Here is a 15215-nt window from a genome sequence, read left to right as displayed (position 1 = left end):
GCATGAAAGCAAAGGGCTGTTTCAAAAGAGATAAAAATCTTTTGTTTGCAATATAAAAGGAGACAGAAAAAGATATATGAAGGAGAGGAAAAAAAATGATGTCATGCGTAAAAAAACCAATTTGTTTATTGTTGGTATGTTTCACTATGCTGTCAGTCATGTTAGCAGGGCCAGGTGCTACTGAAGTTTTGGCAGCAAGTGATGTGACAGTTAATTTATCTGCAGAAAAACAAGTGATTCGCGGTTTTGGAGGAATGAACCACCCGGCTTGGATTGGAGATTTGACAGCTGCTCAAAGAGAAACCGCTTTTGGTAATGGACAGAATCAGTTAGGCTTTTCAATTTTAAGAATTCATATAGATGAAAATAGAAATAATTGGTACAGAGAAGTGGAGACTGCAAAGAGTGCAATCAAACATGGAGCAATCGTTTTTGCTTCTCCCTGGAATCCTCCAAGCGATATGGTTGAAACCTTCAATCGTAATGGTGACGCATCAGCTAAACGGCTAAGATACGATAAATACGCCGCATACGCGCAGCATCTTAACGATTTTGTTACCTACATGAAGAATAATGGCGTGAATCTTTATGCGATCTCTGTTCAAAACGAGCCTGATTATGCACACGAATGGACGTGGTGGACGCCGCAAGAAATACTTCGTTTCATGAGAGAAAATGCCGGTTCTATTAATGCACGTGTCATTGCACCAGAATCATTTCAATACCTGAAAAATATATCGGACCCCATTTTGAACGATCCACAGGCGCTTAGGAACATGGATATTCTCGGAACTCACCTGTACGGTACTCAGGTCAGTCAGTTTCCTTATCCTCTTTTCAAACAAAAAGGAGCAGGGAAAGAGCTATGGATGACGGAAGTATACTATCCAAACAGTGACAACAATTCAGCGGATCGCTGGCCCGAGGCATTAGGCGTTTCAGAGCATATTCACCATTCAATGGTGGAGGGAGATTTTCAAGCTTATGTTTGGTGGTACATCCGCAGATCATACAGTCCTATGAAAGAAGACGGTACGATCAGCAAACGCGGTTACAATATGGCTCATTTCTCGAAGTTTGTGCGTCCCGGCTATGTAAGGGTTGATGCAACGAAAAATCCTAATGCGAACGTTTACGTGTCGGCCTATAAAGGTGACAACAAGGTTGTTATTGTTGCCATTAACAAAAGCAACACAGGGGTCAACCAAAACTTTGTTTTGCAGAATGGATCTGCTTCTCAGGTATCTAGATGGATAACAAGCGGAAGCGGCAATCTTCAACCTGGAACGAATCTCAATGTAACGGGCAATCATTTTTGGGCCCATCTTCCAGCTCAAAGCGTGACAACATTTGTCGCAAATCGTTAAGGGCACCTAAGGCAAGCGGTACCGCAGGAAGAAGAGAAGAAGTTGGTAACACAATTCTGTCACTGAAAATGACAGAATTGTGTTACCCTGATGTACGAATGACAGAAATATATGTGCATTTTTCTAGATTTTAACTCATCAACTGCGATTGATACTCTTCTAAAGATATCTCTCCTCCAGCAAATTGTTTTTCTAGTATTGCAGTCTTTTCAGTCTTTGTTAAAGGTCTTTCACTATCGATATTAATAGCATTTTCTTCACCTTCTAGGGGTTCTAATATATGCTCTCGTTTATTATATGCCTCAAAATAGCGAAGACCAAATATTCTCTGTGAAACTGCATTCAAATGAATACCGTCAGGATTAGGTGTTAGTCCCAATGCTGTTGCAAAATAACAGTTCTTTTCCTTTTTAGCAAACTCCAGTAATTCCTGATTAACCTCAGAGTGTTCTGGAAAGTAATGACCAAGAAAACCACTTCCTAAATAGTTACCAATTCCACCTATGATAATAGGTATATCTGGCTCACAAAGTATAGACCAGGGGAAAATGTTAAGATTCAAATTGATTTAAAAAATCGTACAGGTAGGGATATTTCAAATAGTAAAGTGGAAATTAAAATTAAACATTTGATGGTGATAAATTGGAAACCCTCCGGGATGGTAATACAGGTGGGGAAGGTCACTTTAAGTCTAAGATGGTGTACAAGGAAGTAAACATAGATCCATTTTATGCGTTGTAAACACTAGTCAAATAAGTATTTTATCATTTATATGTAAAGTAAAAGTAGATCCATTCTGAACGACTGATGCACTATTACTGAGATATTATGAATATTTATAGAAGGGTATTGTAGAACCTTGTCGAAATTTTATAGAAAAATCTTGTTAAAAGAGGTGTGCACATGTATTCACCCATTAACATTAAAAGAAGCAGCAACGTTAATGGCATTGTGACCGAGCCACTGAATGAGTTGGAAATCAAACTCACTGAAACATTTTTATACATTCCTGAGAACATTTTGCTTAAAATATATCTGAATGTGCTAAAGGGCGAGTCATTCCTCTTAATCAAGGACATTTTACGCCGAATGAGGGTTGATAGATATCTCCGACCTGATATTGACGACGACCTGATTTCTTTTATGTTTGAGTCAATGCAGTTTAATTTAGTCATGTTTTTTAGGGAATTCGATATTAAGGACTCTAAGCTGCAACATAAGATTAGCAAGTACTTTGCTGACTTTAAGGGTCATGGGGCTTGAAGATCATAAATATTCTGAAATTGTTAGCGATCTCAAGAAAGCCAAGGAGTAGATATGATTCACTGAAGATAGGATGTAATAGTTTCACAGTTTTGAAAAGCGCTTATAGCGCAATGTATGTATTTCACATTCGCCACTTTTATTAATTAAGGGGGAACAAGAGAATGAAAACTTATGACGCATTTCCAGAACCAATTGGCGGCTATACTGTCGGTCGAACCCAGATGGATTTTGAGTATACGGCATCAGATCACTCAAAAAGAGAACTGACGGCGTTTGTGTACTATCCGTCCGACAGTAGCGAAGGTAAGACTACATCAACGTACATGTTTCCTGAAGTCTACGAAATGTTTAATGAGCAGCCACTTATCACTGCGTATCTTAAAGGGAAGGATGTTTTCTCTATAGATATCAAGACCCAGTGTTACGACGACCTTGCTCTCTCCGGGAAGGAAAAGCGCTATCCGGTGTTATTCTATGTTTGCGGCGGGGGAGGTTCTCCAGAATGGGGTACAGTGATCTGTACAGACTTGGCAAGCATGGGATATGTTGTGGTAAGCATCGGCCATCAGAATAGCACGATGTATAAGCGTAAAGATGGGCGCCTGTTTAATGTATCAAAGGATTTTTCGGATGTCATTATGGCGTTTTCTGAAGATCCGGAGATGCTGGCGTTGGCTGGTAAGATGGAGATGCGGCCTGACGATGAAACTGCCATTGAGATGTGCCATAACGTGCTTACACTGCCGATACTTGCCAAGTTAACAGAGTATAGTGAATTACAGGCAGAAGATGTAAGGTGTGTAGCCGATTATCTTTACAAACTGGACTCTGGAGAGCTGAATTCCATCTTTAAGGGCAGATTGTTGCTTGACATCGGTATGGGCATAGTCGGACATTCTTATGGAGGGCCCACGACGGCGATTGTTTGCCGGGACGACGACCGGTTCGCCTGCGGGATTGGCTTGGATAGCGGTGCGTTCGGCCTTCTCGACAGCGACCTTAAGAAACCCTTTTTGCTACTGTTTTGTGAACCTAACTATAACATGAATGCGATAATTGGCGCTAACAATAGCATTGAAACCTATTATTTCTCTGTTGATCGTGTTGCGCATTTAGATTACTGCGACATCGTGTTTACCAGTGTTAATGAGGAACTCAGAGGCGAACGGGATGCTATGGAGATGCGAAATCTTGTTACAGACTATACGAAGAACTTTTTTGATCATTACATACTGCAGAAGGCTGCAAGTGTGGAGAGTCTGGCATACGATGGCGTGGACTTGATCAAGAAGACCAGCAACAAGTGACATATTCTGTCTTAGCTTGACATCATCTAGTACAATTGAGTCACCAAGTACTGCAAAATAAGGTCATTATTAATCACATCAATATGGAGACCTGCGGAAGAGACCGATGGAGGAGGCGTCAGACAGTCATTTAATTTGTAATGACAGAATGATGCCAAAAATAATTAGTTTACATAATATATATTCTAGGAAGTTATATATAAAGACATAAATTACGTCTCATTAAATAAGTATACTTAAGATATTGAGACGAAAGACAAAAAAACTGCACTCAACAAATATTGAGTGCAGAAAAATGTTTTTAGTTAGCTGCTTTATTTTCTTCCTGCATAAGATGTTCATCTTCCCAGGTTTCAATGTTTTTCAGTTCAGGAATATTTTTGGCTTTAAACACCGGATCAAGTCCTTGCTTGCGCTGTTTCGCATAATCCTTATACACTTTGTACGCAATGGTTGACAGTAGCAATATCGATATTAGGTTAAACAACGCTAATAATCCCATAAATAAGTTGGCCATGTCCCAAACAATCTGAAAATTCGCCACACATCCGTATACGACCATTGCAACAACAAGGATTCGATATAAATTTAGCCATACTTTACTCTTTTTAATGAATTCAATATTCGTTTGTCCATAATAATAGTTACCGACAACCGAACTAAAAGCAAATAAAAACATTGCGATTGCTATAAATGTCGGCGCCCAGCTTCCGAGATGGTGCTGTAAAGCCGCCTGCGTCACTTGGATGCCGTCGCCTTTTGGCGTTACACTATACAATAAAATAATAAACGCTGTTGACGTACAGACGATAAAAGTATCAAAAAATACACCTAGCGTTTGAATTAAACCTTGTTTTGCAGGATGCGATACATGAGCGGTTGCGGCCGCATTCGGAGCGCTCCCCATTCCCGCTTCGTTGGAAAAAAGTCCCCGCTGGGCACCAATTACGATGATGCCGCCTAAACCGCCGCCGACAATTTGCTCAATACCAAAAGCATTTTTCACAATGGTCATCAGCAAGCCTGGTACTGTGTTAATGTTTACAACAACAACAAACAAAGCAATGATAATGTATAAGCCTGCCATTACCGGTACAATAAGCTGTGAGACCGACACGACCCGTTGTAATCCTCCGAAAATAATAAAAGCTGTCAATACAGCTAGAATAATAGCAATTATCGTTTTATTCACATGAAATGCTTCATCAAAAGCGACTGCTATCGTATTTGATTGTACAGCATTAAAAATCAGCCCGAACGAGACTGTAATTAAGACGGCGAACACAATGCCCAGCCACCGGGAACCGAGCCCTTTTTGCATATAATAAGCTGGACCGCCGCGGAATTCACTTCCGTCTTTCACTTTATACAACTGAGCTAAAGTACTCTCAACAAAACTGGAAGCCATTCCTACGGCTGCAACGACCCACATCCAAAAAACCGCTCCGGGTCCGCCCGTTGATATTGCCAAGGCAACACCGGTCAAGTTCCCCGTTCCGACACGGGAAGCCGCTGATATGAAGAAAGCCTGCATAGAGGAAACGCCTTTATTCCCTTCTGGCTTCTCTCCCACAATTCTAAACATCTCAATAAAATAGTGAAATTGAATAAATCGGAAGCGGAATGTAAAAAACAAGCCCGTCCCTACCAAAATATAAACCAGGTATTTCCAAATGAAGTTATTTGGTATATTAATGACATCATTTAAAAAAGCCTCCATGTTTAACCTCCCGTTTTTCATCATTTACTGTGAATACAGTTCATGTTAGATTTTTTAACACAACGAGTATAATTATATCACAATATGTTGAATTGAGAAGTTTTTATAAGAAATTTCAGCGAAACAATGGCTTTTCATGCCTTCTCCTCCCTATCTTTTGCAGCCAGAGCAAACGTTTATCGCAGTACGTCTCCCCCATGCTCAATTACATCCAAATGTGTCTCAACAAACACACAGCATGTTTCAAAACCTCTTAAAACGAGAAATCAATATAAAAGCGGCAGATCGAGCATACAATCTAAAAAGACCACGGCATAGTCACGAAATAGCATTATTGTTCATAAACCATATTATCAATCTTTTACGTTGTAACACTACAATGCACCTTTAATCCTATCTCCCTAAAAAACGACAGTACTTTATGGGTGAAATGAGTAATCAATCAGTATATACTTAAGAAAAATACGGAAAACGTTTTTTAATTTATTTAATCAGGTTTACTTTTCAAATGAAGCAGGATATAATTATAAAAATATTCAGTATATCGAAAGGGGGAGATCGATCATATGAAAAAAGTAATGATATTAAAAGCGTCTATCTTATTCTTGGCTATCGCCAGTTTTCATTTGCTCTCCATTCCCCATACTTTTGATATAGGACATCATTACAAAGCTATGGCCGATCAGCAGGAAATCCATGATCTGAAGGCCGGACAGAATGCAGATGATGAAAAAAAAGCAATAGCGGGAGCAGCTGCTCTTACAGCTATTTTGACGATGGGCGTTTTGCTTGTCGCCATGGCAGACAGGGAATCATTTTTCTCCCGGCGGCCGCGGCGCAAAAAAAGCTTTTTACTGGCTAAATTTTATCAGTCGAATTATTTCGATCAACTTCATGTTCAACATCGCCCGCTTATGTAACATAATATGAGGAGGTCGTTAAACATGTTGTTTATCTTAAGAATGGTGATTTTAGGATTGTTTTCATTCACTGCATTAAACCTATTTGTTTGGCAGGGAATTGAAGTCATTCACGCCGTTACCGAACTTTTCAGCTCTCACGAAAGCTGATCAGCATATAAGTAAACCCGCTCAGGTATACTGCCGAGCGGGTTTTTTTGTTTATTCTTCTTTCTCCAGGCGCCATGCGGCAATAACTTTGCCTGCTTCTTCCTCATCGATAAGGAAAGAGCCGTTACTGTACCTGTCATTTGTTCTTAGTTCTTTCACTAGTAATTCCTTCGTTTCCCCTTTTTCCGTTTCAAACATCAATCGGTCAGTAAGCCTGCAAGCAAATACCGCAACTGCGCGATGGGGATTCTTTTTCAATTCACGCAGCATGATGACACCGCGTTTGGCGCGGGAAGTCTTATCGAATTCAGAAAGGCTCATTCTTTTCACCGCTCCCCGCTGCGTAGCAAGAACAAGCGAGTCTGCTTCGTGAAGAATTTGGCCTGATACGACAAAGTCTCCTTCTTTCAGGTTTATTCCTTTTACGCCGGCTGCACGAGCTCCGACAACATTCACTTCATCTTCCCCAAACCATAAGCCATATCCGAGATGAGTCGCAATAAACAATTGACTTTCACCATTTGTTACATGCACATCTGTCAGTTCATCGTCTCCCTTTACATTAAGGGCAACAAGCGCTTTTGAGTAACGCTGCGCTTTATAGTGCGTGAGTTCTGTCTTTTTCACCATACCGTTCTTTGTAAAAAATAAAAGATAAGCGGACGGATCAAATTCTTTTATCGGGACGGCTTTGACAATCGTTTCATCTCGGTCGATGGAGATCATATTTGTGAAATGCTGCCCCATGTCCTTCCACCTGATATCAGGAAGCTGATGGACAGGACAATAGATGTAGCTCCCCTTATTGGTGAACATCAGCAACACGTCTGTTGTATTCATCTCAAATTGATGAAGCAGCCTGTCTGTATCCTTCATCCCGAAATCTTGTCCGTTTGAAGCGGCAAATGACCGCTGACTCGTGCGTTTCAGATATCCGTCCTTCGTTACAGTCACATAGACATCCTCTGAAGCAACCATTACTTCAAGATTAATCTTAATTTCTTCAATTTTTTCTTCAATGACAGATCGTCTGCCGTCCGCATAAGTCTTTTTCAGCTTTTTCAAACTGCTTGTGATGACTTTTAACAGCTTTTTGTCATTGTTCAAAATAGATTCAAGCTCTTGTATATTTTTGCTGAGCTCTTCCGCCTCTTCCTTCAAAGCGGTGATGTCGGTGTTTGTTAAACGATAAAGCTGCAAGGATACAATCGCTTCCGCCTGAGGCTCAGTAAATTCAAACTTCGAGATTAAATTGTTCTTAGCATCCCGCTTGTCATTTGAAGACCTGATGGTTGCGATCACTTCATCCAATATAGACAGTGCCTTCATCAGCCCTTCGACGATGTGGTGTCTGTCTTTTGCTTTTTGCAGCTCATAAATGGACCGGTTTGTCACAACTTCCTTTTGATGAGCGATATAAGCGTCCAAAATGGCAGTCAGGCTCATCAGCATCGGGCGGCGATTATGAATGGCCACCATATTAAAGTTATAAGTGATCTGCAAATCCGTATTTTTATATAAGAAATTAAGTATGCCTTTTGCATCCGCTTCTTTTTTCAGCTCAATGACAACACGCAAGCCTGTACGATCCGTTTCATCGCGGACCTCGGAAATGCCTTCCACCTTTTTATCAATTCGGTATTCGTCCATTTTTTTCACAAGGTTGGCTTTGTTGACCTCAAACGGAATTTCCGTAATTACAATTTGTTCACGGCCGCCTCTGATGGTTTCAACTTCTGCCTTTCCGCGAATAATGACTTTCCCTTTACCTGTTTCGTAAGCTTTTCTGATGCCGTCAACGCCTTGAATAATCCCGCCTGTCGGGAAATCAGGGCCTTTGATCACTTCCATGAGTTCAGTTACAGTACAGTCAGGTGAATCAATCCGTTTGATGACGGCGTCAATGACTTCTCCTAAGTGATGTGGAGGTATGTCTGTCGCATAGCCTGCCGATATCCCCGTGGAACCATTGACCAGCAAATTAGGGAACATCGCCGGCAAAACGACCGGCTCCTTACTCGTATCATCAAAGTTTGAAACAAATTCAACCGTGTTTTTATCAATATCACGCAAAAGCTCTGACGCAATCGGAGATAACCTTGCTTCCGTATAACGCATAGCCGCCGGCGGATCGCCATCTATGCTTCCGTTATTTCCATGCATCTCAATCAGGACATTCCGTACCTTCCAATCTTGGCTCATCCGCACCATAGCTTCATATACAGAGCTGTCTCCATGCGGATGATAATTCCCGATGACATTTCCGACCGTCTTGGCCGCTTTTCTAAAGTTTTTATCTGATGTGTTACCCTCAGCGTGCATCGCATAAAGAATCCTGCGCTGCACGGGCTTTAATCCGTCTCTTGCATCAGGAAGTGCACGGTCCTGAATAATATATTTACTGTAGCGTCCAAAACGGTCGCCGATCACCTCTTCTAATGGTAAATCATGAAAAATTTCTGGCTGTTGCAATCATTAAACCTCCTCAGCGACCGATAAGTTTTCATTTTCTAAAATATTGCTTTCTTCATCTAAACCAAATGCAACATTCTTTTCGATCCATTTTCTGCGCGGTTCTACTTTGTCGCCCATTAACGTTGTCACACGTCTCTCTACACGCGCCGCATCATCAATTTTCACTCTTACCAGCGTACGTGATTCAGGATTCATTGTCGTTTCCCACAGCTGGTCCGCGTTCATCTCTCCAAGACCTTTGTAACGCTGTATCGTATAGCCCTTGCCGACTTTTTTCAATACATCATCCATCTCTTCGTCAGACCAGGCGTATTCAATAATTTCCTTTTTGCCGCTGCCTTTGCTGACTTTATATAAAGGCGGTAATGCGATAAACACTTTTCCGTGCTCAATAAGCGGCTTCATATAGCGATAGAAAAAAGTGAGAAGCAGCACTTGAATATGGGCGCCGTCTGTATCGGCATCCGTCATAATCACGATTTTGTCATAGTTAATGTCCTCGACTTCAAAATCCGCTCCGACACCTCCGCCGATTGCATGGATAATCGTGTTGATTTCTTCGTTTTTGAAAATATCAGCAAGCTTTGCTTTTTCTGTATTGATAACTTTTCCGCGGAGCGGCAGGACGGCTTGGAATCTCCGGTCTCTGCCCTGCTTCGCTGATCCGCCTGCTGAGTCTCCTTCAACCAAATACAATTCATTTTTCGCAGGATTTCTGGAACCCGCCGGTGTCAGCTTTCCGCTTAGCGTTGCCTCTGATTTTTTGCGTTTCTTCCCGCTTCTTGCCTCTTCCCGCGCTTTACGCGCAGCTTCCCGGGCCTGGCTCGCTTTAATTGCTTTTTTCACAAGAAGTGTGGCAGTCTCACGGTTTTCTTCTAAGAAGTAAGCAAGCTGTTCTGATATTACTGCGTCAACTGCCGACCTTGCTTCACTTGTGCCAAGCTTCCCTTTCGTTTGTCCTTCAAACTGAAGAAGCTCCTCAGGAATCCGCACCGAAATAATGGCTGAAAGCCCTTCACGGATATCGGTTCCTTCCAAGTTTTTATCCTTCTCTTTTAAAAGAGACACTTTTCTCGCATATTCATTAAAAGCTCTTGTCATAGCTGTCTTGGCGCCTGATTCATGGGTTCCGCCGTCTTTTGTTCTGACGTTGTTTACAAAAGAGAGGATGTTTTCGGAGTAACCGTCATTGAATTGGAATGCAAAGTCCACTTCAATCTGATTATGCTCCCCTTCAAAGGAAACCACTTCAGACAAGGAGTCTTTTTCCTCATTTAAGTAGGCAACAAATGCTTCAATTCCGTTTTCATAATAGAAAACCTCTTGCACTTGATGACGTTCATCTATCAGCTCAATCTTTAATCCTTTTAATAAAAATGCTGATTCTCTTAATCGTTCCGAAAGCGTTTCAAAATTGTAGGTCGTCACACTGAACATCGCAGGATCAGGTTTAAAATGTGTCAGGGTCCCGGTCTTTTTGGTTGTGCCAATTTTATCAAGAGATGTAACGGGTTTCCCGCCATTTTCAAACCGCTGCTTATATACATAGCCATCCCGCTCAATCGTAACTGTAAGCCATTCGGATAAGGCATTTACGACGGACGCTCCGACTCCGTGGAGGCCTCCGCTTGTTTTGTAGCCGCCCTGTCCGAATTTACCGCCGGCGTGAAGCACTGTAAAAATCACTTCTGGGGTCGGTTTACCGAGTTTATGCATCCCTGTAGGCATGCCCCGGCCTCTGTCTTGTACTGAAATACTATTGTCTTTATGTATTTTTACGATAATATGATCTCCGTGACCGGCGAGAACCTCATCGACAGAGTTGTCTACAATTTCATATACCAAGTGATGCAGACCCCGGGAATCGGTTGAACCAATGTACATTCCCGGCCTTTTCCTGACAGCTTCAAGGCCTTCCAGCACCTGTATGGCATCTTCGTTGTAATCAAATTGTTGCTGTTTTCTAGCCAAACGTACAAACCCCTTTCAAAAAACTAACATTGTCTTTCTCTTTTTTCATCTTACATGTCATTGTCATAAGTATCAAAGCAGGCTTTTGATTCTGTCTTTCTGCTCCTCGGACTCATCATTATAACCAATGTGCTTGATTTAGCAACATTTTAGCTAATAATCCATTTTGATAAACGCCGCAAGACATACATTCGATTCGCTTTTCGGCTTTTTGGTGCCGTTTTTCGAAAATCGAACGTACGTTTGTTTTTATTATATATAATTCAGCGAACCTTAGCAAATGGAGCGGGTAAAAGCCTTACTTGGCAAAGTATGCAAAAAAGCTGTTCAAGCTTTATTGTATCTGTTTCACAATAATACGCAAATATAATCTTGAAATAAAAAAGCAAAAATCCTTGAATTCACAAGGATTTTTGACTGGTTTCATCTATTTTGTTACAGCATGTGCAACTTTTATACACAGATCCATAATCACCGTGCGGCCTTTTTCTTTCAACATTTCATAAGCTTCATCGTTTACTAGTCCTTGCTGCGCCCAAAAAACGTCAGCATCTGTTTCTAAAAACTCCTCAGCAACGCCTGGGAGCTGTTCTGACCGTCTGAATACATTTACAATATCAATATGCCCTTCAACCTCTTTTAAAGACGACACGGCTTTTACGCCAAGCGCTTCGTCAATTGTCGGATTCACAGGGATAATGTCATACCCTGCATCCTGCATGGCTTTTGAAACCATATAAGACGTTCTATCCGGCCGATCAGAAAGACCGACGACCGCTATTCGCTTGCTTTTTTCCAGAATCGCTTTGATCTCAGCTTTTGTTGGATTTTGCACCTTTCATCATCTCCTTTTTATCTATTCTACAGGAAGGATAGCCGCGAAATCAAAGCCTGATGTGATTGTATATGGCCTGCCATTATGTTATTGTTAGCAAACTTCACAAAAAACTTATCATCAGATCATGACATCTCATGTTAAAATAAAGATCAGGAACATTGGAAAAAGGAGAAATGTAGATGTTAATTGCTTTATTGATTATTTTAGCTTATTTACTAGGCAGCATTCCATCAGGCTTAATTGTCGGCAAGCTTGCCAAAGGGATTGATATAAGGGAACACGGCAGCGGAAATTTAGGAGCCACCAACGCGTTTCGGACACTGGGTGTGAAAGCCGGATCTGTAGTGATTGCCGGGGATATTTTAAAAGGGACGCTTGCCGCTGCTCTCCCGTACCTCATGCATATTGATTTTCATCCTCTGCTTGCCGGGGTTATAGCTGTTATAGGCCATGTGTTTCCTTTGTTTGCAAAATTTAAAGGCGGTAAAGCCGTGGCGACTTCCGGAGGCGTTTTGCTGTTTTATGCTCCGCTTTTATTTGTTACAATGCTGGCGGTATTTTTCATATTTTTATTCATTACGAAATATGTTTCTCTGTCTTCAATGTTAACAGGGGTTTATACCATTATATACAGCCTCTTTGAACAGGATACATATTTATTGATTGTGGTCACCTTGCTGACTGCCTTTGTCGTTTACAGACACAGAACAAACATCAAACGGATTATCAATAAAACCGAGCCTAAGGTGAAGTGGCTTTAACTTCGGGGTAAGAGCTTTTTTTTGACACAGTAAAACCGTGTACGGTTATAATAGAGAAAATTCATTTTGATAATAAAAGGAGAGTGGCCGTGTATGAATATGGAAATTCAGAAAGATGCGTTGAATTGGTATAAAGATGAGCTAGAGCTAGAGAACGGCGATCAAGTTCGGTTCTTTGTCCGTTACGGAGGCTGCAGCAGCGTTCAAAAAGGCTTTTCCCTCGGTGTCTCAAAAGATGAACCCCAGGATATCGGAATCAGCACTGAAGTAGAAGGCATTACCTTCTTTATTGAAGAAAGTGATATTTGGTACTTCGATAATCATGATCTACTCGTCAGTTATTCTGAAGCATCCGAAGAGCCGGTATTCGAATATCAATAAGAAAAAAGAACGCATGTGATGTGCGTTCTTTTTTTATAATTTAAAACGTGAGAGATGATCGGTCAGCCTCTCCCTTTCCAAAATCATTTTTTGGGTTTCACCAAGAAGGTCATAATGTGGAAATTCATCTCTTTTATGTATCCATTCTTTTTTTAATCCGTATTTTTCACCCCACGAACTCAGCTTTTCTAAGTCACTGCAACCGACTTTTGTCACTGTTTTCGCTTCCGGAAAGCGGTCATCCAGCCAGTAATGGGTTAAAAACGCGATTTCTCCGCTCTTAACAGCTTCTTTCCAGCGATTCAGTTCACCGCGATGAATTCCAAACGCCATCATATTTCACTTCCCTATTTTTTGGCCTTTTCATAAGCTTTGTGCCAATCAGGGAAGGCTTTGCGAAACTGAATCGGTTTAAAGCTTTCTTTATCAACACAAATGTGTGAGGACTTTGCTGTAATTGAGATATCTCCCTCAGGATTTAATATGTGATAGCCATATATCGTTTTAAATCCGTTGTATTCTTCTATCCAGGTATGCACAACAGCCGTTTCTCCGTAATGAAGCGGTTTTTTATAAGAAATATTGATGTCTACGACAGGTGACAGTACACCTTTCTTTTCCATATCGCTGTATAAAAAACCAAGATCTTTAATTAAAGCGGTTCTGCCCACTTCCATCCAGACAAGATAGTTGGCATGATATACAATCCCCATTTGATCCGTTTCTGAATAACGCACTTCTATTTCTTTTTTTGAAACATGCAAGATTCTCTGCTCCCTTTTTCACGATTTAGCCCTATTCTATCACATCAAATGATGAAAGAGAAAAAACCAGGTTTCCCTGGTTTTTACGATTGATAACCGTTTTCTCTTGCTTGGGATTCATCTTGAATTTCACTGCGGAAGGCTTCAAGACTTTCATTTCGTCTGGCATTTTTTTCTTTGATGCGCTGTTTGTCTTCACCTGAAGCGTTTTTCATGGATTCTTCAGCTTCTTCAATGTTCTCAATTGTATTTTGAACCATGTCTTGCAATTTTTCTACATTATCCGAACGGTCATCAGGGTTTGGTTGATATTGTTTTGTCACTTGTTAGCCCTCCTTATGATGATTACGGGGCACTATTCGCCCTTTGTTTGCATAATAATTGGCTGCTCATTAGATGTGTCGTGCATTTTTTCCCCTTTATTACGCTTATATTTAACAGGTTTCGTGCCCAAGTGGCTCGGAGCATATTGAGGCTGACCATTTTTCTTGTTGGTACCCATGTTTATCCCTCCTTAACAAGTAGGATTCTCAAAAGGAGGAGTAAACATGAATACAAATTAAAGGTTATTTTTGCTTAAAACGCTGTTCAAGCTTTTCTTCAAGCTGATGTAAATACTCAGTATTGGTCATCAGCTCTTTTTTATTTTCCATGACCAGTTCATGAAAAGAACGTTTTCTCATTTTTTTCATACTTCTCACCTCCGGGTATTCTTTTATTTTTACCAATTTTGAAAATTATAAGCATTGTTGCATTTCAATAATTAAAAAACTGGGTCCTAGTTGAGACCCAGTTTTTGTTTCATTTGTTTTTTTGTCATCGTGCCGGCATAAATTTGCTGAATGACACCTTTTTCATCCAAAATATAAGTCGTCGGATATGTTAGAACACTATAATCCGCATTGATTCCGCTTTTATCAATAAGGATCGGGAAAGTTAAATGGAGCGAGTCAGCAAATTGTTTGACCGTTTTCTCCCCCTTTTCAGCAGAGGTAAAGTTAACGGCAACCACAGCAATCTCTGAGTGCTCTTTTTGAAGCTCTTCCATTGCAGGCATTTCTTTTCGGCAAGGATGACACCAAGTGGCCCAAAAATTAAGAAGAACTTTTTTTCCTTTATAATCCGATAAAGAGGCTTCTTCCCCAGAAAGCGTTTTCAAACTAAAATCGGGTGCTTTCTGCCCTTCTTCAATGCCGACTTCTTCTTTTTTCGTATAGTTCTCATAGAAAGTCCAGCACATATACACAGCAAGTCCACTGAGACAAATTCCCGCAAGCCATTTTTTCAGCATATGC

At 40.9% G+C, this 15215-nt stretch carries 17 protein-coding genes; 6 read left to right on the top strand and 11 right to left on the bottom strand.

Annotated features, from left to right (window positions below):
• Window positions 1-95: 95 nt before the first annotated feature.
• Window positions 96-1367 (top strand): glucuronoarabinoxylan endo-1,4-beta-xylanase XynC, encoded by a 1272-nt coding sequence (gene xynC / locus AXI57_RS18590; protein ID WP_061670888.1) that lies wholly within the window; start codon window positions 96-98, stop codon window positions 1365-1367.
• Between the two features lie 130 nt (window positions 1368-1497).
• On the opposite strand, the gene AXI57_RS18585 is transcribed toward xynC, so the two are convergent.
• Complete coding sequence (locus AXI57_RS18585) at window positions 1498-1929, bottom strand: sialate O-acetylesterase (protein WP_202906619.1); 432 nt, start codon at window positions 1927-1929, stop codon at window positions 1498-1500.
• An 865-nt stretch (window positions 1930-2794) separates the two neighbouring features.
• On the opposite strand from AXI57_RS18585, the gene AXI57_RS18575 reads away from it, so the two are divergent.
• Window positions 2795-3940 (top strand): alpha/beta hydrolase, encoded by a 1146-nt coding sequence (locus tag AXI57_RS18575; RefSeq protein ID WP_061670887.1) that lies wholly within the window; start codon window positions 2795-2797, stop codon window positions 3938-3940.
• Window positions 3941-4241: 301 nt separating this feature from the next.
• On the opposite strand, the gene AXI57_RS18570 is transcribed toward AXI57_RS18575, so the two are convergent.
• Window positions 4242-5660, bottom strand: a complete 1419-nt coding sequence (locus AXI57_RS18570) for an alanine/glycine:cation symporter family protein (protein ID WP_010788829.1) — start codon at window positions 5658-5660, stop codon at window positions 4242-4244.
• Between the two features lie 566 nt (window positions 5661-6226).
• Between AXI57_RS18570 and AXI57_RS18565 the strand changes: the two genes are divergently transcribed.
• On the top strand, window positions 6227-6580 hold the full coding sequence (locus tag AXI57_RS18565; RefSeq protein WP_003328756.1) for a hypothetical protein: 354 nt from the start codon (window positions 6227-6229) through the stop codon (window positions 6578-6580).
• Between the two features lie 24 nt (window positions 6581-6604).
• Window positions 6605-6730: a hypothetical protein gene (locus AXI57_RS22320; protein WP_003328755.1), complete on the top strand. Its 126-nt coding sequence runs from the start codon at window positions 6605-6607 to the stop codon at window positions 6728-6730.
• Window positions 6731-6781: 51 nt separating this feature from the next.
• Here AXI57_RS22320 and parC read toward each other — a convergent pair whose 3' ends face one another.
• The 3 genes from parC to AXI57_RS18550 all read right to left on the bottom strand — a co-directional run bounded on the left by parC (window position 6782) and on the right by AXI57_RS18550 (window position 12011).
• Complete coding sequence (gene parC, locus AXI57_RS18560; RefSeq protein WP_061670886.1) at window positions 6782-9202, bottom strand: DNA topoisomerase IV subunit A; 2421 nt, start codon at window positions 9200-9202, stop codon at window positions 6782-6784.
• Between the two features lie 3 nt (window positions 9203-9205).
• Window positions 9206-11176 carry a DNA topoisomerase IV subunit B gene (gene parE / locus AXI57_RS18555; protein ID WP_010788827.1) on the bottom strand — a complete coding sequence of 657 codons (1971 nt, stop codon included), beginning with the start codon at window positions 11174-11176 and terminating at the stop codon, window positions 9206-9208.
• A gap of 427 nt (window positions 11177-11603) precedes the next feature.
• Complete coding sequence (locus AXI57_RS18550) at window positions 11604-12011, bottom strand: CoA-binding protein (RefSeq protein ID WP_003328752.1); 408 nt, start codon at window positions 12009-12011, stop codon at window positions 11604-11606.
• Window positions 12012-12193: 182 nt separating this feature from the next.
• On the opposite strand from AXI57_RS18550, the gene plsY reads away from it, so the two are divergent.
• Window positions 12194-12775, top strand: a complete 582-nt coding sequence (plsY, locus tag AXI57_RS18545) for a glycerol-3-phosphate 1-O-acyltransferase PlsY (protein ID WP_010788825.1) — start codon at window positions 12194-12196, stop codon at window positions 12773-12775.
• Window positions 12776-12868: 93 nt separating this feature from the next.
• The gene (locus tag AXI57_RS18540) at window positions 12869-13156 is read left to right on the top strand and encodes a HesB/YadR/YfhF family protein (protein WP_003328748.1); all 288 of its coding nucleotides are present in this window, start codon (window positions 12869-12871) and stop codon (window positions 13154-13156) included.
• Window positions 13157-13189: 33 nt separating this feature from the next.
• Here AXI57_RS18540 and AXI57_RS18535 read toward each other — a convergent pair whose 3' ends face one another.
• From AXI57_RS18535 to AXI57_RS18515, 6 genes are all read right to left on the bottom strand, one after another.
• On the bottom strand, window positions 13190-13489 hold the full coding sequence (locus AXI57_RS18535) for a hypothetical protein (protein ID WP_003328747.1): 300 nt from the start codon (window positions 13487-13489) through the stop codon (window positions 13190-13192).
• 14 nt (window positions 13490-13503) lie between these two features.
• Complete coding sequence (locus AXI57_RS18530) at window positions 13504-13920, bottom strand: YbgC/FadM family acyl-CoA thioesterase (RefSeq protein ID WP_061670885.1); 417 nt, start codon at window positions 13918-13920, stop codon at window positions 13504-13506.
• 83 nt (window positions 13921-14003) lie between these two features.
• A complete protein-coding gene (tlp, locus tag AXI57_RS18525; RefSeq protein ID WP_003328745.1) occupies window positions 14004-14243 on the bottom strand; it encodes a small acid-soluble spore protein Tlp in 240 nt (79 codons plus the stop codon).
• 32 nt (window positions 14244-14275) lie between these two features.
• Window positions 14276-14422: an acid-soluble spore protein N gene (locus tag AXI57_RS18520; protein WP_003328743.1), complete on the bottom strand. Its 147-nt coding sequence runs from the start codon at window positions 14420-14422 to the stop codon at window positions 14276-14278.
• Window positions 14423-14486: 64 nt separating this feature from the next.
• Window positions 14487-14612, bottom strand: a complete 126-nt coding sequence (locus tag AXI57_RS21140) for an FbpB family small basic protein (RefSeq protein WP_003328742.1) — start codon at window positions 14610-14612, stop codon at window positions 14487-14489.
• An 86-nt stretch (window positions 14613-14698) separates the two neighbouring features.
• Window positions 14699-15211 carry a redoxin domain-containing protein gene (locus AXI57_RS18515; protein WP_061670918.1) on the bottom strand — a complete coding sequence of 171 codons (513 nt, stop codon included), beginning with the start codon at window positions 15209-15211 and terminating at the stop codon, window positions 14699-14701.
• Window positions 15212-15215 lie beyond the last annotated feature (4 nt).

The sequence above is a fragment of the Bacillus atrophaeus genome, assembly GCF_001584335.1.
In the GTDB taxonomy this organism is placed as follows: domain Bacteria; phylum Bacillota; class Bacilli; order Bacillales; family Bacillaceae; genus Bacillus; species Bacillus atrophaeus.
Note: the sequence above shows the minus strand (reverse complement) of the source record. Positions and strands in the feature narration are given on the sequence as shown.